The sequence below is a fragment of the Nocardiopsis trehalosi NBRC 14201 genome (genome assembly GCF_001552555.1).
Lineage (GTDB): Bacteria > Actinomycetota > Actinomycetes > Streptosporangiales > Streptosporangiaceae > Nocardiopsis_B > Nocardiopsis_B trehalosi.
This window is the reverse complement of the sequence record NZ_BCRK01000006.1, coordinates 37,320-59,028: the sequence shown is the minus strand read 5'-3', so window position 1 is coordinate 59,028 and position 21,709 is coordinate 37,320. Positions and strand designations below refer to the sequence as shown.

The following is a 21,709-nucleotide window of genomic DNA, read 5'->3' as shown; positions in this document are numbered from 1 at the left end:
GGCGGGAGCGACCGGGCACGCCGGACGACGTCGTCGCCGGACCGACGTTCGGTTCCTGGACGTCCCTGCTCGCCCGCAGGTACGACCGGACTATGCGCCTGCCGGTCCCGCACCACGCGTTCTCCGGCGGATCGGCAGGAGCAGGGATGACCCCTGGACCGACGGCCCCACGTTCGACGGCGACGGGACGCCAGCCACCTCCGACGCCGCCGACCACCGGTGATCGGCGCGGCCTTCGGGCGGGCTGCGCAGGGCGGCTCAGGCGGGGCGGGGGCCGCCGGGGGGCGGAGGGCGGTGGCGGGGACCGTCTCGTGGAGGTAGGCGCCCTCGGGGCCTTAGGCCACCCGGGGCGCCGGTGCGGTCCGGCGTCCATTGGGTGAGCAGGGCCGGGTGCCAGACGTGTCCGGCGCGGACCCAGCACAGCTCGGTGCCGGGCGGGGTGTGGTCCGGGAAGCAGGTCTTGCACGGCGAGCGCTCGTGCAGAACACGCGCCAGGGGAACCGTGTGGACGTCGGCGAGGTCGCCGCCGCGCCGCTCCACTTCGGGCCGCCCCTCGCGCAGAGCGGCGCAGGACACCGACCGGTGGAACACGGCGCCGCCGCCGCTGACGACGACGCGGTCGACCAGGCCCGAAGGTGTGCGGACGCACAGCGAGCACTGGTCGGGCAACAGGTCGTGCAGGCAGCGATCGTCACTCGCGCGCCATGGTGCCACGTCGGCCGCTGCGGTGCCTGTGAGCGTGGTTCACCCTCCGCACGGGGGCGCGCGTCGGTTTCCGCCGCGTCGCTCGGCGCCGAGTGGGGACAAGGGAGCGTTCCCCTCCCCCGGTGGTGTCGGACCGGGACGGAGGGTGGGCGTGCGCCCGTCAGGCGGTGGGGGCGGGGACCTCGTAGTGGGTGCGGAGTTGGGTCTCGCGGTCGGTGTCGGTGGCGATGGGGCAGGAGGCGCACTTCTGGGCGCCGACCTTGTAGTAGAAGCAGCAGCCGCCGCGCACCAGGAAGACCCGTTCGGGGCGGTGGACGGGGCGGCCGGACAGCGCCAGGGGGAACGGGCGCTGCTTGGGCACCACGCGCGGCCGGTCGTGGTTGACCAGCTCGACGATGCGCCGCGCGCGCTCCCACGCCTCGGACTGGTCGAACCCGACCTCGTCGGCGGCGGCCAGGACCACCGCGTGCGGGCCGTCGGCCATCATGCTCCACTGCGGCCGGGTGCCGAACCGGGTGTGGGCGCGCACCGCCTCGGTCACCGGGTCGAGGGTCGCAGCGGCGGACCGCGCCAGCCACAGGTCGAGGTCGCGTTCGGTGGGCAGCACCACGACGCCGGGGCGGCGGGCCATGGGGTCGCCGGTCAGCACGGCGGCGGTGCCCTGGCGGATCGCGAGGCGGTCGAGGCGGCCGGACTCGTGGACGCGGACCCACACCAGGTGCGCGGCGAGGTCGGGTGCGCGCCCGGTGAGGTAGGCGATGCCGGAGGCGGTGCCGAACACCTGGAGGCCGAGGTCGCCCGCCAGGAAGGCCGCGGCCGAGGTGCGGTGCCCCTGGCAGACCCCGGCGGAGAGCCGGTCGATCAGCTCCGGGACCCGGTCGGGCAGCCGGTCCAGCCGCACCCAGTCGTCGCCCTCGGGTTCGGGGTCGCGGGGGCCGAGCAGGTCGATCGTGAGGTACAGCTCGCGTTCGTTGATCCAGCGCACGACCCCGGCCAGCGGGTGGCAGGTCTGCATGGGGCTCCCTCGGCATGCTCGGCGAACGCTTCGTAGGTAAGCCTAGCCTCAGGTCGACCCGGTGTGCACCCCCGGGGCCGACGTCGCGCCGCCCGCGCCGGGGCGGTGGGGGCCGGCTGGGGGTCGGCTACCGTGGCAGCACGGTCACGACAAGGGGGAGCGCGTGGGCAAGCGGCTGGTGCTGTGGGACATCGACAAGACCCTGCTGGACGTGGACGACATCGGCCGCGAGGTGTTCGCGGCGGCCTTCGCCGCCCACACCGGGCTGGCCGAGCACACCGTCACGCGGGGGCCGGGCCGGACCGAGTGGCAGTGGTTCCACGACACCGCGCTCGCCAACGGCATCGAACCGGCCGACGGCGAGTTCGCCGCGTTCCTCGACGTGCAGGACCGGGTCTACGCCGAGCGCGCCGCCGACCTCGCGGCGCGCGGCCGGGTACTGCCCGGCGCGCGCGAGGCGCTGCTCCGCTGCGCCGACGACCCCGACACCGTGTCGTCGCTGCTCACCGGGAACGCCCGGCGCAACGCCGAGCGGAAGCTGGCGGCGTTCGGGCTCGACGGGCTGGTCGACTTCGCGGCGGGCGGCTACGGCGACGACCACATGGACCGCCCGGAGCTGGTGCGGGTCGCCCGCCGCCGGGTGGCCGAGCGCACCGGCGTGGAGTTCACCGCCGACACCACCGTCCTCGTCGGCGACAGCCCCAACGACGTCCTGGCCGCGCTGCACGGGGGCGCCCGCATCGTGGCGGTCGCGACGGGGGCCACCGCCCCCGACGCGCTGCGCGCCCTGGGCGCCCACACGGTGCTCGCCGACCTCACCGACACCGACGCCGTCCTGGCGGCCCTGCACTCCTGACGCGGTGGGAGCGCGACGGGCTCCGCCTACTGCGGCCGGGGAGCCGGGCGCTGACGGAGGACCGTTCGCGGCCACTCGAGGTCCGGACTTGGGTAGGGCGGGGGTCGGGGGGTGGGGTTCGGGTGGTGCCGGAGTCTCCCCCCAAAGTCCTCCGGCACCACCCTCCAGGATGGTCATCGGTGCGGGCGCCGGGCGGCGCGCCGCGGGGGTGGTGGGCGGCGCCGGAGCCTCCCCCCGGTGGTCTCCGGCGCCGCCCTCTCGGGGTGGTCTAGACGGGCTCCCGCCGGCGGCCCTTGGGGGGTGCGGACATGGACAGCCGCACCACGGCCGGGAGGCGGTCGAGTTCGAGGGTCGTGCGCAGGTTCTCCAGGGCCTCGGCGCGGACGCGCCGCCACACGGCGGGCACGTCGGCGTCGTCATCCAGGGTGAGGTCGAGACGGACGTGCGGCGCGTGCTCGGACTCGGTCATGCGCGCCCGGGCGTGGCGCACCCCGGGGTAGTCGCCGACCTCGTCCTCGAACGCCCCGCGCGCCGCGCCCGCCGCCATGCGGGTGGTGCCGGCGCCGGCCGTGTCGCCGCCGGGGGTGACGGGGTCGAGGGCCAACCGGTCGACGGTGTCGGACCGGCCCTGCACCAGCAGCCAGCGCAGCGCCAGCAGGGCCGCCACGACCGCGAGGACGGCCGCCGCGTACGGCGGCCACACGCCGACCGCGCCGACCGCCGCGGCCCCGCCGGCCGGCGTCGTGCCGGAGACGCGCCCCCCGAACGCGCCCAGCCCGGCCGCCAGCGCCGCCGCGCCCGCGGCGGCGAGCAGCGCGCCGAGGAGCGCCAGCCCCCACCGGTTGCCGCGCGCCGTGGCGCGGGCCCTGTCAGTCCGGGTCATGCTCATCACGCCTTCGCATTCCGCACGCGCGTGGACACCTTCAGGTCGTACAGGGGCGCGAGTTCGGCGACGCGTTCCCGGACCGCGGCCGCCACCTCCTCGCGCAGGGGGGCGGGCTCGCGCAGGTCGGTGCGGACCCGCACTCGCACCCGGCGCCCCTGGACGGCGACCCGCGCCCCGCGCACCCCGCTGACGCGGTGCGCGGCCGCCGCCAGGGTGCGGCGCAGGGCCGGTCGCGACAGCCCCACCACGAGGCCGGGGTCGTCGGTGCGCAGCACCGTCCACCGGCCGCGCCCCGGCACCACTGCCAGGCCGATGAGGGCCAGGCCGATCACCGCGAGCACCGCCGACGCGGCCTGCACGGTGGGGTCGCTCCACCGCGTGGAGGCGGCGTAGTCGACCGCCGGGCCGGTGACGGGCAGCCGGAGGGGCGTACCGACGAGCGCCGAGATGACCTCGGCGGCGGCCACGGCGGCGACGGCCAGGACGAGGACCGCGGCCAGCAGCGCGGGCCAGGACCGCCGCGGCCGGAAGGTGTGCACGGCCACGCGCCGCGCCCGCCGCGCAACGGCCGGGTCCGGCCCGCTCAGTGCGTCGTCCACCGTCGTCATGCCCGTTTCCTTCCCGTCCCGGACCGGCCCCGTTCGGGGCCCGGTCAGTGTGCGCGCCGTGCGCGCCGCAGTTCCACGATCTCGATGTCGATGTGCCGGACCGATCTGCCGGTCAGGTGGCCGACGCGCTCCATGACACGTACCCGCACGTCGCGCGCCACACGTCGGGCCGGCCGGGGGTAGGCGACGGCGATCTCCAGCGCCAGGAACACGTACCGCCCGCTGGTGCGCACCCGCACCCGGGCCGGCGCGCCCCGGCCGCCCCCGACGCCCGCGACCCGGCGGGTCCGGACCGCGACGACGCCGTCGACCTCGGCCGCGGCCCGCGCCGCGATCCGGCCGATCACGCCGTCGCGGATGACGGTGGCGCCGCGGTCGGCGGGCGGGGCGAGCGGTGCCCGCTGGCGCGGGCCCCCGGTCGGCGGTGCCTCGGTGGCGGTCATGGCCGCCCCCTCGCCGCGGTCGGCCGCGCTATCCGCGGCGGGTGAACAGTTCGGCCAGGTCGAGTTCGCCCTCGTAGGCGCGGCCCGCGATGAACCCGAGCAGGCCCAGGACCAGTACCAGCCCGAAGGCCCCGAACCCGCCGAACGCTCCGGCGAGGCCCAGCACCGTCCCGAAGGCCAGTCCGACGATCGGCCACATGGGTCATCCCTTCCGTCCCCCTCCGATGGTGCGGAGGCCGTGTCCTTGGAGGCTCTGTCTGCGGAGGCGCTGGCCGCGGAGGCCCTGGCCCCGACTGCGGTGCCGGCCCCGGTACCCGGGGGCGGCGCGGTGGTCGGCCATGGCGTCACTCCGTTCCGGTGGCGACGTCGGCGACGTCGACGTGGACCCCGACGCCCTCGGGCAGCAGCCCGGCCGCCGCCGCGCGGACGTCGTCGGCGATGCCCGGCAGGGGCCGGCCCCACCGCGCGACCACCGCGATCTCGACCGTGTCGGCGCGGACCGCGACCCCCTCGACCCGACCGCCGAGGTCGGGCGTGGCGACCGTGCCGAACGGCCCGGCGGACAGTCCGGCGACGTCGGGCAGGGCGCGGACCGCGGCCGCGATGCGCCGCGCCGTCGCGGCGCCGTCCGGCACCGCGGAGGCCACGGGGTCACCGCACCCGGGGCTCGGCGGACCCGCCGGCCCCGGGGTCGTCGGTGTCGTCGTCCTCGTTGGGCAGGTGGATGTCGTCGACGGTGATGTTGACCTCGGTGACCTCCAGGCCGGTCATGCGCTCGACGCCGGTGATGACGTTGCGGCGCACCGCGGAGGCGAGGTCGGGGATGGCGACGCCGTACTCGACGACGAGGTCGATGTCGATGGCGGCCTGGCGCTCGCCGACCTCGACGGCGACCCCGCGGGCCGCGTTGTTCACCGAGGTGGAGCCGGGGATGCGGTCGCGCACCGCGCCGAACGCGCGCGCGGCTCCGCCGCCCATGCGGTGGACCCCGCCGACCTCGCGGGCGGTCATGCCCGCGATCTTGGCGACGACGTGGTCGGCGATCGAGGTGCGGCCGTTGGCGGTGACGAGGTCCCGCCCGCCGCGCGCGCCCTCGGGCACGTCGCGCGCTCCGGGCACCTTGGCTTCGGACTTGGTGTCGGTCACGTTCCCACTTCCTCGTCAGTGCGTGCGCGGCGGGCCGTGCGGCGCGCCGCGGTGCGTCCGCGCCGGGCGCGGTGGTCCGCGCCACGGCCGGCCCCTGGTCGGTCGGTTCGGCGGGCCGGGACGGCGCCGCCGTCACGCACTAAGGACACGGATGGCCCCCCATGCCTCACGGCCGGACACGTGTGATGCGCGACACACCCCACTCGGGGTGAATCCCCTTCACCTTAGCGCTACCGAGTGTAATCAATAAGAGGCGCGTTGTAACGTGCCGTTGAGGGGTGGGAGGTGACGGCCGACCGATGACCGCCGGTTCGCGGACGCCGGACGACCCGTTGGTGGTCCGTGCGCAGGACGGCGACCCCGCCGCCTTCGAGGCCCTGGTGCGCCGCCACCAGGACACCGTCTACCGCATCGCCCTGCGCGTCCTGGGCGATCCCGTGGACGCCGCCGACGCCGCCCAGGAGGCGCTGGTGGCGGCGTGGCGGGGGCTGCCCGGGCTGGACGACCCGGGGGTGTTCCGGGCGTGGCTCTACCGGATCGTCACGCGGCGCGCGCTCAACGCGCTGCGGGCGCGCGTCCCGGAGACGCCCGCCGATACGGTCGAGGAGCCGCGGAGCGCCGCCGCGGGCCCCGAGCAGTACACCGTGGCCGGGGGGCTGCGCGACGCGCTCGCCCGGGCGCTGGCCGACCTCCCGCCCCCGCAGCGGGTGCGCTGGGTCCTGCGGGAGTTGGAGGACATGAGCTACGAGGAGATCGCCGAGACCGTCGACGCTACCCCGAACGCCGTACGCGGCCGGATTCACCGCGCCCGTACCCACCTTGTGGAGGCGCTGCGACCATGGCGGTAGACCCCGCCGGCCCCGACCGGCTGCCCTGCGGCACCGACCTCGACACGCTGCTGGCGCACCTGCGCGCCGGCGCCCCCACCGCGCACGAGCGGACCTGCCCGCACTGCCGGGCCGCCGCCCGCGACCACGCCCCGCTGTCGGCGGCGCGCGACGAACTCGCCGCCGACACCGTGACCGCGCCGCCGAACCTGCTCGACGACGTGATGCGGGTGGTGCGGTCCGATCCGCGCAGCGGCCGGCTGCTGCCGGTGGCCGGCGCCGAGGCCGGCACCACGCACGTGCGCCGGTTCGCCGCCGCCGCGCTGCTGCGCACGGCCGCCGAGGAGGTCCCCGGGGTCGCCCGGGTGCGGGTGCGCGACATGGAGGAGACCGGCGACGGGGTCGCGGTGCGGGTGGCCGCGCACCTGCGGGTGGGCGCGCCCATCCCCGAGACCTCGGCGGCGCTGCGCCGGGCGGTGCGCACGGCCGGCCGGGCGCACCTGGGCTGGCACCGGGTGCGGGTGGACATCGAGGTCACCGGCATCGCCGACGACCCGGCCGGCTGAGCCGGGCGCCCGCGCGCGGGTCAGCCGAACACGACGGTCTTGTGCCCGTTCAGCAGCACCCGCCGCTGGGCGTGCCAGTTGACCGCGCGCGCCAGCGCGACGGACTCCAGGTCGCGGCCGATCGCGGCGAGCCGCTCGGGGCTGTGGGTGTGGTCGACCCGGGAGATCTCCTGCTCGATGATGGGGCCCTCGTCCAGGTCGGCCGTGACGTAGTGGGCGGTGGCCCCGATCAGCTTGACCCCGCGCGCGTGCGCCTGGTGGTAGGGCTTGGCGCCCTTGAAGCTCGGCAGGAAGGAGTGGTGGATGTTGATGATGCGGCCGGACATCTTCGCGCACAGGTCCGACGACAGCACCTGCATGTAGCGGGCGAGCACCACCAGGTCGACGTCGTGGGCGTCGACCAGTTCGAGCAGCCGGGCCTCCTGCGCGCGCTTGGTGGCGGGGTCGACGGGCAGGTGGTGGAAGTCGACCCCGTAGGAGCGGGCGAGGAACTCCAGATCGGGGTGGTTGGACACCACGGCCGCGATGTCGGCGTCGAGGAGCCCGCTGCGCTGCCGGTAGAGCAGGTCGTTGAGGCAGTGGCCGAACTTGGAGACCATGACCAGCACGCGCGGCCGCTGGTCGCGGCGGCGCAGCTCCCATTCGAGGCCGAGCCCGCCCGCCAGGGCGGCGAACGCCCCGCGCAGCTCGTCCTCGGCGGCCGGGGCGGCACCGGGGCGGTCGTCGGCGTCGAACTCCATGCGCAGGAAGAACCGGCCGGTGTAGGGATCGCCGTACTGCTGGCTCTCGGTGATGTTGCAGCCCCGGTCGGCGAGCAGGTTGGCCACGCCGGCGACGATGCCGCGGCTGTCGGGGCACGACAGGGTCAGCACGTACGCGCGGTCGGGTGCTCGGTCGCTCATGGCTGCGGTCTCCCGGGTGGGTGGGTGGGCGGGTCGGGCGTCGTCCCAGGGTATCCGCGCCGGGCGCGCGTCCGGGCGGGGTCGCCCGCACCCGGAGGCGGACGAACACGAACAGATTTCACGAAATGTGGCATGCTCGGCGCATGACACGCGCGCGCGACCGCCTCGACGCGGCGACCCGCCATCTCGAACCCCCCTTCGCCGCCGTCGACATGGCCGCGTTCCGCGCGAACGCGGCCGACCTGGTCCGGCGCGCCGGCGGCACCCCCGTCCGCGTCGCCAGCAAGTCCGTCCGCTGCCGGCACCTGCTCCGGGAGGTCCTGGCCCTGCCCGGGTTCTCCGGCGTGATGGCCTACACGCTCCCCGAGGCGCTGTGGCTGGCCGCCGACGGCCCGGACGGCCCGGTGAGCGACGACGTGCTCGTCGCCTACCCCACCGCCGACCGCGCCGCCCTGGCCCGGCTCGCCGCCGACCCGGTCGCGGCCGCCCGGATCACGGTGATGGTCGACGACCCCGCCCACCTCGACATGATCGCCGCCGCCGGGGCCGACCCCGCCCACCCGGTGCGGGTCTGCCTGGACATCGACACGAGCTGGCAGCCCCTCGGCCCCCGGCTGCGCATCGGGGCGCTGCGCTCCCCCGTCCGCACACCCGAGCAGGCCGCCGCGCTGGCCCGCGCGGTGGCCGCCCGGCCCGGTCTGCTGCTGGACGGACTCATGGCCTACGAGGCGCAGATCGCCGGGGTCGGCGACGCGCCCCCCGGGCGCCCGCTGCGCGCCCGCGCGGTGCGGTGGGTGCAGCGGCACTCGCGGACCGAGCTGGCCCGGCGGCGCGCGGCCCTGGTCCGCGCCGTGCGCGACGTCGCCGACCTGCGCTTCGTCAACGGGGGCGGTACCGGCAGCGTGCACACCACCGTCCGGGAGCGCGCCGTCACCGAGGTCGCGGCGGGCTCCGGCCTCTACCAGCCGGCGCTGTTCGACCACTACCGCGGCGTCACCGCGCGGCCGGCGGCGCTGTTCGCGCTGCCGGTGGTGCGCCGCCCGCGCCGCGGCGCGGTGACCGCCCTGGGCGGCGGGTACCCCGCGTCGGGCGCGCCCGGCGCCGACCGCCTGCCGGTCCCCCACCTGCCCGCCGGCCTGGCCTACAGCGGGACGGAGGGCGCGGGCGAGGTGCAGACCCCGCTGCTCGGCGCCGCCGCCGACACCCTGGCCATCGGCGACCGGGTCTGGTTCCGCCACGCCAAGGCCGGCGAGCTGTGCGAGCGGTTCAGCGAACTCCACCTGGTCGACGGCCCCGGCGCCGCCACCGCCGTCCCCACCTACCGCGGCGAGGGCCGGGCGTTCCTCTGAGGCCGCCCCGGGCATGACGGAGGAGGGGGAGGGGCCCACGCCCCTCCCCCTCCTGAACTCCGGCCGGTCAGCCCCTCCGGGCCCGCCTGCGGACCAGCGCCACCACACCGATGACGACCACCAGGCCGACGCCGGCGCCGAGGATCAGCACCTCGGTCGGCAGCGGCCCGCGCGCGGTGTAGGTGGTGACCACCTCACCGTCGCCGCGGAGCCGGACGGTGCCCTCGGGCGGCTCGATCTCGTGGCTCTCGCCGCGCACCGCGCCGCCGCCCGACACGAGCACCCGGGCCTCCTCGGCGAGGTGGCCGCCGACGTCGCGCACGCGGTCGAACCCGCGCCGCGCGACGTTGCGCGGGTTGGTGCGGTCGGTGATCCCGTCGATCGCCGCCGCCAGCCGCCGCTGCGTACGCTCGATCTCGGCCTGGACCTGGGCCGGTTCCCGGCGCGCCCTCGCGGGGTCGCGTCCCTCCATACCGCCGATTCCTTCCGCTAGCGCAGGGTCGCCTGAGACGGCTCCGCGGGCTCCCGCGCCACCGCCGCGCCATCAGACGAGCGCGTGAAACCCAACGCGCCTTCGATTCCGTCCACGACCCGGAAGAAATCCCGCGTGGACAACCACAGTTTATAGACGATCGCGATCTCGAACGCGAGAAGCAAAACGCCCACAACACAGGTAATCGCCACGATCGCGGCGGGCGCCACCGCCCCCGCCAGCGGCGCGGCCACGAAGACCGCGATCTGGAACTCGATGCCGCTGACCAGGTGGGTGCGGACCCGGCGGGCGCGCAGGGCCGACCAGACCCGCTCGTACCAGGGGAAGCGGCTGCGGAACTCCTGGTGCAGGTCGATCTTCGGCAGCCGCACGTCCGGCTGCTTGCCGGCGTCGCGCTCGTAGCGGGACTCCCGCTCGGTCTGCCGGCGCAGGATCTGCTCCAGCACCGAGATGCCGTGCCGCAGCACCGCCTGCTCGCCGGTGTCGCTCATGGGCGTGCCGGGGCCGCGCTCCGTGCCGGGTTCCAGCATGGACAGCGTGGCGCGCGCCCGCTCCAGCGCCCCCGCCAGGTGCGAGCGCATCTCCCGGCGCATCTTGTACACCTGGAGGGCGTTGAGGTAGCGCAGCATGTCGGCGAACACGACCGCCAGCGCCAGCCAGACGAACACCACCCGGCCGCTGAGCACGTACTGCCCGCCCATCAGCGCGACCGCGCAGACGAGCACCCGGAACCGGTCGAAGACGAAGTCCATCCACGACCCGAAGAGGCTCTCGCGCCCGGTCAGCCGCGCCAGCTTGCCGTCCATGCAGTCGACCAGGAAGCACAGGTAGTAGAGGACGGCCCCGGCCGCCAGGAACGCCGGGGAGCCCATGGCGAAGCAGGCCGCCGCGCCCAGCCCGAGGAACAGGGCGGTGACGGTGAGCTGGTTGGGGGTGACCGCGGTGCGGTTGGCCAGTGACCGCACCAGCCGGACGGCGAGCGGGTCGACCGCCGCCACCGTCCACCAGGAGTCGCGGCCCTTGCAGGTGCGTTCGCGGACCTCGTCCAGGGTGAAACCGGGCATCGTTGGAACTCCCACGCGCGAATGCGGATGTGCCGCGGCCCGGCGGGGGCGCGGCCGGGCGCCGGGGGCAGGCCGCACGGCCCTGTGCCGCGCCGGGGGCGCGCCGGCCGTGCGGGTCCTGCCCACTTTAGGGGATCACCCGCCCGGCGGCGGCGGGACCGCCGTCCCCGGGCGGTGGCGGCCGTCCGGCGACCGCGCCGCGGGACGGAGCATAGGCTGAGGTCACGACCCGCGCGGGGCCGCCGGCCCCCGTCCCCCGAGGAGATCCGTGACCGCGTCCACCGTCCGCCTGCAGCCCGGCGACACCGCCCCCGACTTCACCCTGCCCGACGCCGACGGCACCCCCGTCACTCTGAGCGAGGTGCTGAAGTCCGGCGGCGGCCGCGTCGTCCTGTACTTCTACCCGGCCGCCATGACCCCCGGCTGCACCACCGAGGCGTGCGACTTCCGCGACAACCTGCGGCAGTTCCAGGCCGCCGGGTTCACCGTGCTCGGGGTCTCGCCCGACACCCCCGAGCGGCTCGCGGAGTTCCGCGACCAGGAGGGGCTGACCTTCCCGCTGCTCGGCGACCCCGACCGCGAGGTCCTGCGCGCCTACGGGGCGTTCGGCGAGAAGAAGAACTACGGCAAGGTGGTCCAGGGGGTCATCCGGTCGACGTTCGCGATCGCCGCCGACGGCACGGTCGAGAAGGCGTTCTACAACGTGAAGGCCACCGGGCACGTCGGCCGCCTCCGGCGGGAACTCGGCGCCTGACAGCGGCCGGCCGGGGGCGGCGGCGAGTTGCGGTGCGTCCGCCGGAACTGCCATTCTCGGACGCAGGCACCGCCGCGCCCGGCCCGGCGCGGGGGCGCGCCGGGGCCGTAGTCCAACGGTAGAGACGACTGTTTTAGGGGCAGTACAGTGCGGGTTCGAATCCCGCCGGCCCTACCCCGGTGAGGCGCGGGACCCCGGTCCCGCGCCTTCGCGTTCACGGACGCGGGCGGGTCAGCCCCGGAACACCAGCGCCCACACCACGACCCCCAGCAGCGCCAGCACGCCCAGCACGACGGCGACGATGACCGTGATCGGGCTGCGCACCCGGTGGCGCCCCGAGCTGGTCAGCCCGAGGGTGTCGGTGGACTCGCGGATCGAGGTGAGCAGCGTGCTGACGGAGTCGGGGCGGTGCTTCTGCAGCTTCTCCTGCAGGTGCGTCATGGACTCCGACACCGACTCCTGCAGGTCCGACACCGACTCCTGGAGCGAGTTGCGCAGCACGTGCGCGCCCTGCCGGAAGTGCTCGCGGGCGGTGTCGAGGCCGGTCTCGCCGTTGGCGGGCGGCGGCACCGCCGCGTGCGCGCCGGTGGCGGCGCTGCGGGCCGCGGTCTCGGGGCTGGTCTCGGGCGCCCACGGCGCCAGCGCCGCGATCCGCAGCATCTTGGCCGCGTTGTCGGCGGTGAGCCGGTCCTCGGGCTTGACGTGCAGCAGCCCGGCGAGCACCGGCGCGAGCGGCCCCGCGTTCTCGGCGACCGGGGGCTCCTCCAGCTCCACGCCCTTCAGGATGCGGATGTAGCCCTTGCGGTCGTAGGGCGGGTGGCCCTCGACCGCGGCGTACAGGGTGGCGCCGAGCGACCACAGGTCGGACTCGGGGCCGACCGGGCCGGCCTTGGCCCGCTCCGGCGGGATGTAGGACGGGGACCCGATGATGCGGCCCGACGTGGTCAGCGCGGACTCGCCGGTCCAGGCGGCCAGCCCGAAGTCGGTGAGCACCACCCGCCCGCCCTCGCTGATCATCACGTTGTCGGGCTTGACGTCGCGGTGGACGATGCCCTCGTCGTGCGCGGCCTTAAGGGCGGCGATGAGCTGCAGGCCGATCTCGGCGACGCGCTGGTAGGGCAGCGGCCCCGCCATGTCGGTGATCTCGGCGAGCGTGCGCGCGACCACCAGCTCCATGACGATCCACGGGCGGTCGTCCTCGTCGACGACGTCGAGCACGGTGACCACGCCCGGGTGCGCCAGCCGGGCGGCGACCCGGGCCTCGCGCGTGGTGCGCTGGAGCAGGGAGTCGCGCTCGGCGGTGCTGAGGTCGGTGGGCAGCCGCAGCTCCTTGACCGCGACCTCGCGGTCGAGGACGAGGTCGGCGGCGCGCCACACGGTGCCCACGCCACCGCGCGCGATCTCGTCGACGAGCCGGTAGCGGCCCTTCAGCACACGCTCCTCGGGCCCGGCCTCAAGGGTGGCCGGGCGTGCGGAGTCGGGCGGCGTCGCGGGCCGCTGCGCTTCGGGGTTATCAGTGGAGGACACGGTCAATCAGCGAGTCTGATCTGGGGCCACATCGGCCTCCTGCGGGCTCTTGCGGTCGCGTTCGCGGCGAAGCTGTACGGACCCTCGTTATATCAGCCAAGAACAACATCCGAGCTGGTCGTTGCGGGATCAGCGGTATATGGGTCTGGTTTTGTTATGTCCGACCGAACCACCGCCAATGCAGTGATCTCCCTCTCCTTTTCCTCTCTTTACCTGCCGCGGCGGCGGGGAAACCGCTCAGGTCCGGAGAGTTTTCAGGTCCAGAGGGTTTCCGGGTCGCGCACGACGACCGGGCCGTGGCCGACCTCGGTCAGCGACGGCACCAGCTGCTCGGCGTCGCCCGCGACGATCACCACGGCCTCGCGCGGGGTGAGGTACTCGCGGGCGGCGGCGGCGAGGTCGTCGGCGGTCACGCGCTCGAAGCCGGCGCGCAGCCGGTCGACGTGGTCCTCGGGCAGGTCGTGCACGACCATCTCGACCAGCGCGCCGGCCAGGCTGCGCGAGGTCGAGTAGGTGACGGGCAGCCCCACGGTGTTGGACTCGCGCACCGCGGACAGCTCGGCCTCGGTGACGCCGTCGGCCTGCAGCTTCTCGATCTCGCCGAGGGTGGCGGTGATCGAGTGCGCGGTGGTGGGGGCCTCGACCTGGGTGCTGACGAGGAACACCCCGCTGTCGCGGCGCAGGTCGAACCGGCAGCCCACCCCGTAGGTGTAGCCCAGGCGCTCGCGCAGCTCCATGTTGAGGCGCGAGGTGAACATGCCGCCCAGCACGTCGCTCATGCCGTCGGCGCGGGGCAGGTCGATCTCGGACCGCGACGGCGCCCGGTGCGCCAGGATGAGCGCGGACTGCACCGACCCGGGCCGGTCGAGGACCACGATGCGCGGGAGGTCGCCCGGCGCGGACTCCGGCGCGGAGGGCACCGGGGCGGGCACGGTGGCGGCGCCCGCGAACACGGTGCGCCCCAGCTCCTCCAGGTCGACGCCGGAGAGGTCGCCCACGACGACCAGGGTGCCGGCGACGGCGGCCACGGCGTGGGCGTGGAAGTCGGCCACGGTCTCGGGCGTGACGTCGCGCAGCCGCACCGGCCCGCCGCTGAGGGGGGTGGCGTAGCGGCCCTTGAAGAGCTGTCCGCCGATGGCGCGGGTGGCCAGCGTGGAGGCCATGGACGCCTCCAGCCAGAACCGCTCCAGGAGCTGGTCGCGGCGGCGCTCGACGTCCTCGGGGCGCAGCGCCGGGGTGCGCACGGCCTCGGCGAACAGCTTGGTGGCGTCGGTGATGCGGTTGACCGGCGCGTCGACGCCGGTGACGAAGCTGTCCCAGGTGACCCGCGAGACCCATTCGGCGCCGTGGCGCTCCAGCGCCGGGGCGAGCGAGCTGTCGCCGCCGACGCCGTCCTCCAGCGCCTCGCTCGTGAGGGCCGCGACGCCCATGCGGTCGAGCGGCTCGGTGATGCCGCCCGAGGGCTGCACCAGGCGGACCGCGGCGTACTGCTGGCCGGGGACGTCGATGGCGACCACGGTCCCGCCGCCCACGCGCAGGCGGGTGGGCTCGGGGAAGTGGTAGGGCTGCGGGGCGCCGAGTTCGGGGCGGGTCTGGAGCATGTCGGAGGCGACTCTTTCTTCGACGTGGGTTCGCTTGGCCGGGAACGGGGCGGGCGGCGTCAGGAGGCCGCGGCCGCGCCGTCGGAGGCGCCGGACGCCTCGGGGTCGAAGCGGACGATCAGCAGGTTCTCCGGGGTGAGGAGCCGCTTGGCCCCGGCCACGACGTCGTCGGTGGTGATGCCGGCCCACCGCTGCGGCCAGGTGTAGGCGAGTTCGGGGTCGCCGAAGAGCTGGGTGCAGCTGCCGATGGTGTCGGCGAGCCCGCTGGGGTGCGACAGCGACTGGAGGTGGTCGCGCTCCAGGACGGCGCGGGCGCGCTCCAGCTCCTCGTCGGTGACGCCCTCGGCGAGCGCGGAGATCTCCTCGACCATGGCGGCTTCGAGGTCGTCGCCGCTGACGCCCTCGCGGGCGATCATGTTCACGAGCATCAGGCTGGGGGTGTAGCGGAACGGCAGCAGGTCGGCGGCCGCGCCGCCGTCGTCGGCGGCCAGGCCGCGCTCGACGACCAGGCGGCGGTAGAGCCGGCTGCCCTGGCCCTGGCCGAGGACGGCCGAGGCGAGGTGCAGCACGTCGAAGTCGCGCTCGCCGTAGGCGGGCACCCGGTAGCCGAGGAACACGGCCGGGGCGGGGACGTTCTCGACCACGGTGTCGCGGACGGGGCCGCCGATGGGGCCGTCGAGGGTGGCGTCGGGGGCCTCGGCGGCGGTGGGCCGGGCCGGGATGGCGCCGAAGTAGCGCTCGACCCGGGCGCGGACGTCCTGCGGGTCGAGGCCGCTGACCACGGTGAGGACCAGGTTGTCGGGGCCGTAGTGCCGCTCGTGGAAGGAGAGCACGTAGTCGAGGTCGGCGGCGTCGAGGTCGGCCATGGACCCGATGGTCGGGTGGTGGTACGGGTGGCCCTCGGGGTAGCCGAGGCGCAGGATGCGCTCCAGGGCGGTGCCGTAGGGCACGTTGTCGTAGCGCTGGCGGCGCTCGTTCTTGACGACGTCGCGCTGGTTGTCGAGGACCTCCTGGGTCATGCCCTCGCGCAGCGTCGCCAGGCGGTCGGCCTCCAGCCACAGGGCGAGGTCGAGCGCGTGCTCCGGGACGGTCTCGAAGTAGTTGGTGCGGTCGGTGGAGGTGGAGGCGTTGATGTCGCCGCCCAGCCGCTCGACCGCGTCGAAGTGCTCGCCCTTGCGGACGGTGCCGCTGCCCTGGAACATCAGGTGCTCGAAGAGGTGGGCGAAGCCGGTGCGGCCGGGGACCTCGTGCCGCGAGCCGACCCCGTACCACAGGTTGACGGCGGCCACCTGGCCGGTGGCGGCCGGAGCGGTCACCAGGCGGAGTCCGTTGTCGAGCGTGAACTGTTCGACGTGCCCCGCCGCGCCGTTGGTCGTCACCGGTTCTTGCACCCCTTGCTGGCCGTGATTCCCACTGTTGTCGTCCTGCGCTCACCGAGCCTATGTCCTCAAGGGCCGTCGCGCGTACCGATCCGCGCGGGAATCCGGACGCGGTCCCGGGTCCGCCGGCGGCGCCCGCGGTTCAGCCGGCGCGGCGCAGCAGCCGCAGCGATCCGGTGGCGCCGACCTCGGTGAAGCGCCCGGAGTCGAGCGCGCGCCGGTACACGTTGTACGGCGGCCGCCCGCCGTCGGCGGGGTCGGGGAAGACGTCGTGGATGGCGAGCAGGCCGCCGGGCGCCACGTGCGGGCTCCACCCCTCGTAGTCGGCCTGGGCGGCCTCCTCGGTGTGCCCGCCGTCGACGAACACCATGCCCAGCGGGGTGCTCCACAGCCGGGCCACGTCGGCCGAGCGGCCCACGACCGCGACCACCCGGTGCTCCAGGTCGGCCGCCGCCATGGTGTGCCGGAACGCGCGCAGCGTGTCGATGCGGCCGGTGACCGGGTCGACCAGGGAGGGGTCGTGGTACTCCCAGCCCTCCTGGTGCTCCTCGGACCCGTGGTGGTGGTCGACGGTGACCACGGTCCCGCCGGCGGCGCGGGCGGCGGCGCCGAGGAAGACGGTGGACTTGCCGCAGTAGGTGCCGATCTCCAGGACGGGGCCCAGCGCGAAAGCGCCGGCGGCGGCCGCGAACAGGGCGAGCCCTTCGTCGGTGGGCATGAAACCCTTGGCCGCCTCGGCGACGCGCAGCAGGTCGGCGGGCATCTCGGGCGCGGCGGGCGCGTCGGTCGGGGTCACGGGGGCCTCTCTCGTGGGTGGGCGGGGGCGGGCGCGGGCGGGGCGCGGCTAGAGCAGGCCGTCCCACATCTGCTCGACGACGACGGACCACCAGTTCTCGGGGTCGCCGAGTGCCGCCGGGTCGACGGCGGCGAGGTGGTCCTGGAACCCGGCGACCAGGCCGCCGGCCGTGTGGGGGTCGGTGTCGCGCAGCCGCGGCAGGGTGGCGGCGAGGCCGGCCAGGCAGCGGCCGAACCCGGCGACGGACCGGTTGACGAACCGGCCGATGCCGGTGCGCACGTCGATCGACCAGACCTGGCCGAGCCCGGTGCCGTCCTCGGCGCCGACGCACTGCACGGTGACCGCGGCACCGCCGTCGCTGCCGATGCGCACGTGGTGGGCGAGCACGTCGAGCGCCGGCCCGGGGGCCTCGGTGCCGCGGGCGCGCAGGTGGGCCGCCGCGTCGGTGAGCAGCCCGCCGATCGGCGGGTTGGCGGGGGTGTCGGCGGCGAAGAAGAAGGGGACCACCGCGGGGAGCCCGGCGGTGGCCAGGGTGGCGCGGGCGGCCTCGGGCAGCGGCGTGGCGGCCAGGTGCGCGGGGTCGTGCCGGCGCACGTCGGGGAACGCCGCGTCGAGCAGGGTGCCGAGTTCGGCGTCGGAGACGGGCGCGGCGGGGGCGGGCGGGGCGGGCGGCACGGGCCGGGCGTGCGGGCGGGGCTCGCCGCCGGTGAGGCGCCGCATCGTGTCGGCCTGCTCGGCCAGCGCCGCGGTGCCGGCGGCGCGGGAGTCGCGGGTGAGGCCGTAGTCGTGGGAGTAGGAGAGGGCGGCGTTGCGGAACGTCTCGCGGAGGAACTTGGCGCGGTAGGCGCCGGGCAGGTCGGCGGGGGCGAGGTCGGAGTGGACCGCCACCACGTCGTCGGCGCGCACGCCCTTGGCGCGCAGGTCCTGCCAGATGCGGAACTCGGGCGGCGGGGTGCCGGGGCCGGACAGCCCGTTGGCGTAGGTCTCGGCGCCCGACGCGTCGCGGTAGGTGAACACGACCATGTTGCCGGAGCCGACCGCGGGCGGCTCGGGGGCGGGCGGCCCGGCGGGGCCGTGGCGGTCGCGGTACATCTGCGCCACCTGCTCCAGGGAGAGCATGGGCCAGACGCTGACCTCACCGGTGCGGCGGTCGACGACCCCGCGCGACCCGCCGGGCTCGGCCGGCAGCGGGTGGCCGGTGGCCGGGTCGTAGCGGGTCGGCGGCGCGGGCGGCGACACGATCCAGCCGAGGTCGAACTCGTCCAGCCGGGGTTCGCGGCGCTGCGGGCCGGGTGCGGTGCCGTTGAGCCAGGCGTCCGCGATGGCCGCTGCCTGCTCGCGCGTGATCACGTGGGGACACTCCAATCGGTGGCGGCCGGTCGCGGCCCGGCGGGGCGGCGAGGTGGGGGGCCGCCCCTCTGCGGACGCCGCGGGCCGCCCGGGGGTTCCGCCGGGTTCAGCCGGCGAAGGCGCGGACGAGGCGGTCGACGGCCTCGTCGAGCACCTCGTCGCGCTTGCAGAAGGCGAAGCGGACGAGGTGGCGGCCCGCCTCGGTGTCGTCGTAGAGCACCTGGGCCGGGACGGCGGCCACCCCCGCCCGGCCGGGCAGGGCGCGGGTGAAGGCGATGCCGTCGGTGTGGCCGAGCGGCCGGATGTCGGTCATGACGAAGTAGGTGCCCTGGGGGCGCAGCACCCGGAACCCGGCGGCGCTCAGGCCGGCCGCGAGCCGGTCGCGCTTGGCGCGCAGGGCGTCGCGCTGGGCGGCCACCCACGCGGTCTCGTCGCGCAGGGCGTCGGCGACGGCGAGCTGGAGCGCCCCGTTGGCGGTGAAGGTGAGGAACTGGTTGACCGTGCGCACGGCGCGCACCAGCGGTTCGGGGCCGACCACCCAGCCGGTCTTCCACGCGGTGACCGAGAACGTCTTGCCGACCGAGGACACCGCCAGCGTGCGCTCGCGCATGCCGGGCAGCGAGGCGAGCGGCACGTGCTCGGCGCCGTCGAAGGTGAGGTGCTCGTAGACCTCGTCGGTGACGGCCACCAGGTCGTGCTCGCGGCACAGGTCGGCGACCTCGGCGAGTTCGGCGCGGGTGAACACGGTGCCGGTGGGGTTGTGCGGGCTGTTGAGCAGCACCATGCGGGTGCGCGGGCCGATGGCGGCGCGCAGCTCCGCGGGGTCGAAGGTGAACCGGCCGCCGTCGCCGGGGTCGGGGCGCAGGGTCACGGGGCGGCGGACGCCGCCGGCCAGGGCGATCACGGCGGCGTAGGAGTCGTACATGGGCTCGAAGAGCACGACCTCGTCGCCGGGTTCGACGAGGGCCAGGACGGCGGCGGCGATGCCGGCGGTGGCGCCGACGGTGACGTAGACCTCGGTGTCGGGGTCGTAGGCGGTGCCGAGGCGGCGCTCGCGGTCGGCGGCGACGGCGGCGCGCAGCTCGGGGCGGCCGGGGCCGGGCGGGTACTGGTTGACGCCGCCGAGGATGTGCCGCGCGGCCCCGTCGAGCAGGGAACGGGGGCCGTCGGTGTCGGGGAAGCCCTGGCCGAGGTTGACCGCCCCGGTCTCGGCGGCCAGGCGGCTCATCTCGGCGAAGATGGTCTCGCCGAAGGGGCGCATGCGCGCGACAAGCGGTTCGTCCACACGGGCAGCATAGGCCCTCGTGGCGGGGCCGGCGGGTCCGGCACCCCCGGGGCCCGCGCCCGCGGCGGGACCGGGGCCGCTTCACCCGGGGCGGCTGCCCGAGGTGGCCCGCTGGGCGCGCACGGTGCGCAGGGCGTCGGTGAGGCCGGCCATCTCCTCGTCGCTGAACCCCTCGATGAAGTGCAGCATGGTGGCCCCCCGATCGCCGCAGCCGCTGAAGACCTCGCTCATGACCCGGGCGGTGTGCGCCTCGCGGGACTCCCGGGGCCAGTACAGCCAGGCCCGCCCCGACTTCTCGCGGTGCAGCAGGCCCTTGTGGTAGAGGATGTTGGTCACGGTCATGACGGTCGTATAGGCGACGTCGCGGTCGTAGGTCATGGCCGCGCGGACCTCGCGGACGACCAGCGGCCCGTCCGCGCTCCAGAGCGCGTCCATGATGGCGGCCTCGAGCTCGCCGAACTCCTTCATCCTCACGCCTCCCCACCTCAGTGCCGCCATGCTAGGAGCGGGGCGGGCGGCGGCGGGCGGAAACGGCGGGCAGGACGCAGATCCGCAGCCCCGGCAGGGCCCGCGTGTCCGGCTCCACGGCCGGGACCGGGCGCGCGCCGTGGTTTCGGTCGGGGCGGGGTACCGTTCCGCCGGCCCCGGCGGGGGCCGGCGGGGCCGGGTCAGGTGAGGCCCTGGAAGTGCGCCTCGATCTGCTCGCCGAGGTTGCGCGGGATGACGTAGGGGCGCTCGGCGTTGACGTCGGGCCAGGTGTCGCGCAGCGCCTCGGCGCTGCCGTCCGCCAGCACCGCGCCCGGCCCCTCGGCGACGAAGACGCGGGCCACCCGGCCGCCGCCCACGGAGTAGGTCTCGCCGGTGGTCTCGCAGTCCTCGTGCGCCAGCCAGGCCACCAGCGGGCTGACCCGTTCGGGGCTGAGCAGCTCGCGGGCGCCGGGCGGGAACAGGTCCTCGGTGAGGCGCGTGTAGGCCACGGGCGCGATGGCGTTGGCGGTGATGTCGTAGGCGGCGCCCTCCAGGGCGAGGGTCTTGGTCAGCCCGATGACGCCCATCTTGGCGGCCGCGGAGTTGGACTGGCCGAAGTTGCCGAACAGCCCCGACGGCGAGGTGGTGTTGACGATCCGGCCGTACCCGTTCTCGCGCAGGTGGCCGAACACCGCCCGGGTGACCAGGAAGGTGCCGCGCAGGTGGACCCCGATCACGGCGTCCCAGTCGGCGGCGGTGATGTTCTTGAACGACCGGTCGCGCAGGATGCCGGCGTTGTTCACGACGACGTCGACCCGGCCGTAGGCGTCGAGCGCCGCGTCGACCAGGGAGCCGGCGCCGTCCTCGGTGGCGACGTCGGCGTCGTCGGCCAGCGCGGAGCCGCCGCGGGCGCGGATCTCCTCGGCGACGGATTCGGCCGGGGCGGGCTCGTCGCCCCGGGAGCCGTCGGCGGCGGCGCCGACGTCGTTGACCACGACCTTCGCGCCGCGCGCTGCGAGTTCGAGGGCGTGCGACCGGCCAAGCCCGTGCCCGGCCCCGGTGACGATCGCGACGCGCCCGTCGAACCGCAGTTCCGCCATGTCCATTCCTCCACGTGCTCGTGCGCCCGGGGGCGCGCGTCGTGTACCGCCGCGCCGGGCGCCGGCCGCGGTGGTCCTCCTCGGGTGTGTACCCCTTGCCGGGCGGGCGCGCGCCTCGCGCCGCCGCACCGCAAGCGGCCAGAATACGTTCCGCGCCGGGGTCCGCGGGCGGCGGCGCGGCGGCCGCGCCCGGCGGGGAGCGGCGCGCGGGCGGGGGGGCGTCCGCCGCGGTGCCCCGCGGCGGGGACGAGGACGTGCGCGGCCGGGCCCGGCCCCGCGGCCGCCGGAGCCCCCGTGGCCCGCCGGTCGCGGGGCCGGCCGTCCTGCCCGGTCCGCGCACACCCCCTGAGACGCCGCGCCCCGGACCGCGGTTCCGGCGGATTCCGCGCGCGGCGGCACGGTTAGCGGCGGCCGGCAGCGGGCATGGTGGAGGTCGACCCGGCGGGTGGCCCTCCCCCCTCCGGGACGTCACCCCACGTCAGGCAATGCGGCGGCCACGGGACGGCCGGTTTTTGTGAAGGATTGTTAGGTTTCTCCCAGTCCCGTTCCGGTCCGGGGTCCCCATCGGCATGCCCGGACGGCTAGCCTG

Annotated in this window: 24 protein-coding genes and 1 tRNA gene; 6 read left to right on the top strand and 19 right to left on the bottom strand. The window is 75.8% G+C overall.

Annotated elements, in window-relative coordinates:
- Positions 1–258 precede the first annotated feature (258 nt).
- Both NT8_RS29095 and NT8_RS02285 read right to left on the bottom strand, forming a co-directional pair.
- On the bottom strand, positions 259–714 hold the full coding sequence (locus tag NT8_RS29095; protein ID WP_157515456.1) for a hypothetical protein: 456 nt from the start codon (positions 712–714) through the stop codon (positions 259–261).
- A gap of 151 nt (positions 715–865) precedes the next feature.
- Positions 866–1,720, bottom strand: a complete 855-nt coding sequence (locus NT8_RS02285; protein ID WP_067963670.1) for a (2Fe-2S)-binding protein — start codon at positions 1,718–1,720, stop codon at positions 866–868.
- 163 nt (positions 1,721–1,883) lie between these two features.
- On the opposite strand from NT8_RS02285, the gene NT8_RS02280 reads away from it, so the two are divergent.
- A complete protein-coding gene (locus NT8_RS02280; RefSeq protein WP_067963667.1) occupies positions 1,884–2,576 on the top strand; it encodes an HAD family hydrolase in 693 nt (230 codons plus the stop codon).
- 268 nt (positions 2,577–2,844) lie between these two features.
- On the opposite strand, the gene NT8_RS02275 is transcribed toward NT8_RS02280, so the two are convergent.
- From NT8_RS02275 to NT8_RS02255, 6 genes are all read right to left on the bottom strand, one after another.
- A complete protein-coding gene (locus tag NT8_RS02275) occupies positions 2,845–3,459 on the bottom strand; it encodes an alkaline shock response membrane anchor protein AmaP (protein WP_174549504.1) in 615 nt (204 codons plus the stop codon).
- Positions 3,460–3,464: 5 nt separating this feature from the next.
- Positions 3,465–4,070, bottom strand: coding sequence for a DUF6286 domain-containing protein (locus NT8_RS02270; protein ID WP_067963661.1), 606 nt, complete (start codon positions 4,068–4,070; stop codon positions 3,465–3,467).
- A gap of 44 nt (positions 4,071–4,114) precedes the next feature.
- Positions 4,115–4,513 (bottom strand): Asp23/Gls24 family envelope stress response protein, encoded by a 399-nt coding sequence (locus tag NT8_RS02265; RefSeq protein WP_067963659.1) that lies wholly within the window; start codon positions 4,511–4,513, stop codon positions 4,115–4,117.
- Positions 4,514–4,541: 28 nt separating this feature from the next.
- Positions 4,542–4,712, bottom strand: a complete 171-nt coding sequence (locus NT8_RS29730) for a hypothetical protein (RefSeq protein WP_169805181.1) — start codon at positions 4,710–4,712, stop codon at positions 4,542–4,544.
- A 145-nt stretch (positions 4,713–4,857) separates the two neighbouring features.
- Positions 4,858–5,160, bottom strand: coding sequence for a hypothetical protein (locus tag NT8_RS02260; RefSeq protein ID WP_067963655.1), 303 nt, complete (start codon positions 5,158–5,160; stop codon positions 4,858–4,860).
- A gap of 4 nt (positions 5,161–5,164) precedes the next feature.
- Positions 5,165–5,659, bottom strand: coding sequence for an Asp23/Gls24 family envelope stress response protein (locus NT8_RS02255; RefSeq protein WP_067963652.1), 495 nt, complete (start codon positions 5,657–5,659; stop codon positions 5,165–5,167).
- A 299-nt stretch (positions 5,660–5,958) separates the two neighbouring features.
- Here NT8_RS02255 and NT8_RS02250 point away from each other — a divergent pair, with 299 nt between their 5' ends.
- Both NT8_RS02250 and NT8_RS02245 read left to right on the top strand, forming a co-directional pair.
- Positions 5,959–6,507, top strand: a complete 549-nt coding sequence (locus tag NT8_RS02250; RefSeq protein WP_067963649.1) for an RNA polymerase sigma factor — start codon at positions 5,959–5,961, stop codon at positions 6,505–6,507.
- Positions 6,498–7,052 (top strand): Asp23/Gls24 family envelope stress response protein, encoded by a 555-nt coding sequence (locus tag NT8_RS02245; RefSeq protein ID WP_067963646.1) that lies wholly within the window; start codon positions 6,498–6,500, stop codon positions 7,050–7,052. The genes NT8_RS02250 and NT8_RS02245 overlap by 10 nt, the downstream gene beginning before the upstream one ends.
- A gap of 20 nt (positions 7,053–7,072) precedes the next feature.
- Here NT8_RS02245 and purU read toward each other — a convergent pair whose 3' ends face one another.
- Positions 7,073–7,954, bottom strand: a complete 882-nt coding sequence (purU, locus tag NT8_RS02240; protein WP_067963644.1) for a formyltetrahydrofolate deformylase — start codon at positions 7,952–7,954, stop codon at positions 7,073–7,075.
- Between the two features lie 143 nt (positions 7,955–8,097).
- On the opposite strand from purU, the gene NT8_RS02235 reads away from it, so the two are divergent.
- The gene (locus tag NT8_RS02235) at positions 8,098–9,303 is read left to right on the top strand and encodes an alanine racemase (RefSeq protein ID WP_067963641.1); all 1,206 of its coding nucleotides are present in this window, start codon (positions 8,098–8,100) and stop codon (positions 9,301–9,303) included.
- A 67-nt stretch (positions 9,304–9,370) separates the two neighbouring features.
- Here the strand turns inward: NT8_RS02235 and NT8_RS02230 are convergent, their stop codons facing one another.
- Positions 9,371–9,775, bottom strand: coding sequence for a DUF3618 domain-containing protein (locus NT8_RS02230; protein WP_067963637.1), 405 nt, complete (start codon positions 9,773–9,775; stop codon positions 9,371–9,373).
- A gap of 17 nt (positions 9,776–9,792) precedes the next feature.
- The gene (locus NT8_RS02225; RefSeq protein WP_067963632.1) at positions 9,793–10,860 is read right to left on the bottom strand and encodes a CDP-alcohol phosphatidyltransferase family protein; all 1,068 of its coding nucleotides are present in this window, start codon (positions 10,858–10,860) and stop codon (positions 9,793–9,795) included.
- Between the two features lie 268 nt (positions 10,861–11,128).
- Between NT8_RS02225 and bcp the strand changes: the two genes are divergently transcribed.
- Both bcp and NT8_RS02215 read left to right on the top strand, forming a co-directional pair.
- Positions 11,129–11,614 carry a thioredoxin-dependent thiol peroxidase gene (gene bcp, locus NT8_RS02220; protein WP_067963629.1) on the top strand — a complete coding sequence of 162 codons (486 nt, stop codon included), beginning with the start codon at positions 11,129–11,131 and terminating at the stop codon, positions 11,612–11,614.
- 101 nt (positions 11,615–11,715) lie between these two features.
- Positions 11,716–11,788: transfer RNA gene (locus NT8_RS02215), tRNA-Leu, on the top strand.
- Positions 11,789–11,845: 57 nt separating this feature from the next.
- Here the strand turns inward: NT8_RS02215 and NT8_RS02210 are convergent.
- From NT8_RS02210 to NT8_RS02175, 8 genes are all read right to left on the bottom strand, one after another.
- Complete coding sequence (locus NT8_RS02210; protein ID WP_084468580.1) at positions 11,846–13,141, bottom strand: serine/threonine-protein kinase; 1,296 nt, start codon at positions 13,139–13,141, stop codon at positions 11,846–11,848.
- A 254-nt stretch (positions 13,142–13,395) separates the two neighbouring features.
- Complete coding sequence (locus tag NT8_RS02205) at positions 13,396–14,742, bottom strand: M16 family metallopeptidase (RefSeq protein WP_067963623.1); 1,347 nt, start codon at positions 14,740–14,742, stop codon at positions 13,396–13,398.
- Between the two features lie 59 nt (positions 14,743–14,801).
- Entirely contained in the window at positions 14,802–16,121 is a 1,320-nt protein-coding gene (locus NT8_RS02200; protein WP_067963621.1) for a M16 family metallopeptidase, read from the bottom strand.
- A 142-nt stretch (positions 16,122–16,263) separates the two neighbouring features.
- Complete coding sequence (locus NT8_RS02195) at positions 16,264–16,884, bottom strand: class I SAM-dependent methyltransferase (RefSeq protein WP_067963699.1); 621 nt, start codon at positions 16,882–16,884, stop codon at positions 16,264–16,266.
- An 81-nt stretch (positions 16,885–16,965) separates the two neighbouring features.
- A complete protein-coding gene (locus NT8_RS02190) occupies positions 16,966–18,267 on the bottom strand; it encodes an SUKH-4 family immunity protein (RefSeq protein ID WP_067963618.1) in 1,302 nt (433 codons plus the stop codon).
- Between the two features lie 106 nt (positions 18,268–18,373).
- Positions 18,374–19,552, bottom strand: a complete 1,179-nt coding sequence (locus tag NT8_RS02185; RefSeq protein ID WP_084468576.1) for a pyridoxal phosphate-dependent aminotransferase — start codon at positions 19,550–19,552, stop codon at positions 18,374–18,376.
- Positions 19,553–19,633: 81 nt separating this feature from the next.
- Positions 19,634–20,020 carry a BlaI/MecI/CopY family transcriptional regulator gene (locus tag NT8_RS02180; protein ID WP_174549506.1) on the bottom strand — a complete coding sequence of 129 codons (387 nt, stop codon included), beginning with the start codon at positions 20,018–20,020 and terminating at the stop codon, positions 19,634–19,636.
- Between the two features lie 200 nt (positions 20,021–20,220).
- Complete coding sequence (locus NT8_RS02175; RefSeq protein WP_067963608.1) at positions 20,221–21,120, bottom strand: SDR family oxidoreductase; 900 nt, start codon at positions 21,118–21,120, stop codon at positions 20,221–20,223.
- Positions 21,121–21,709: the final 589 nt, after the last annotated feature.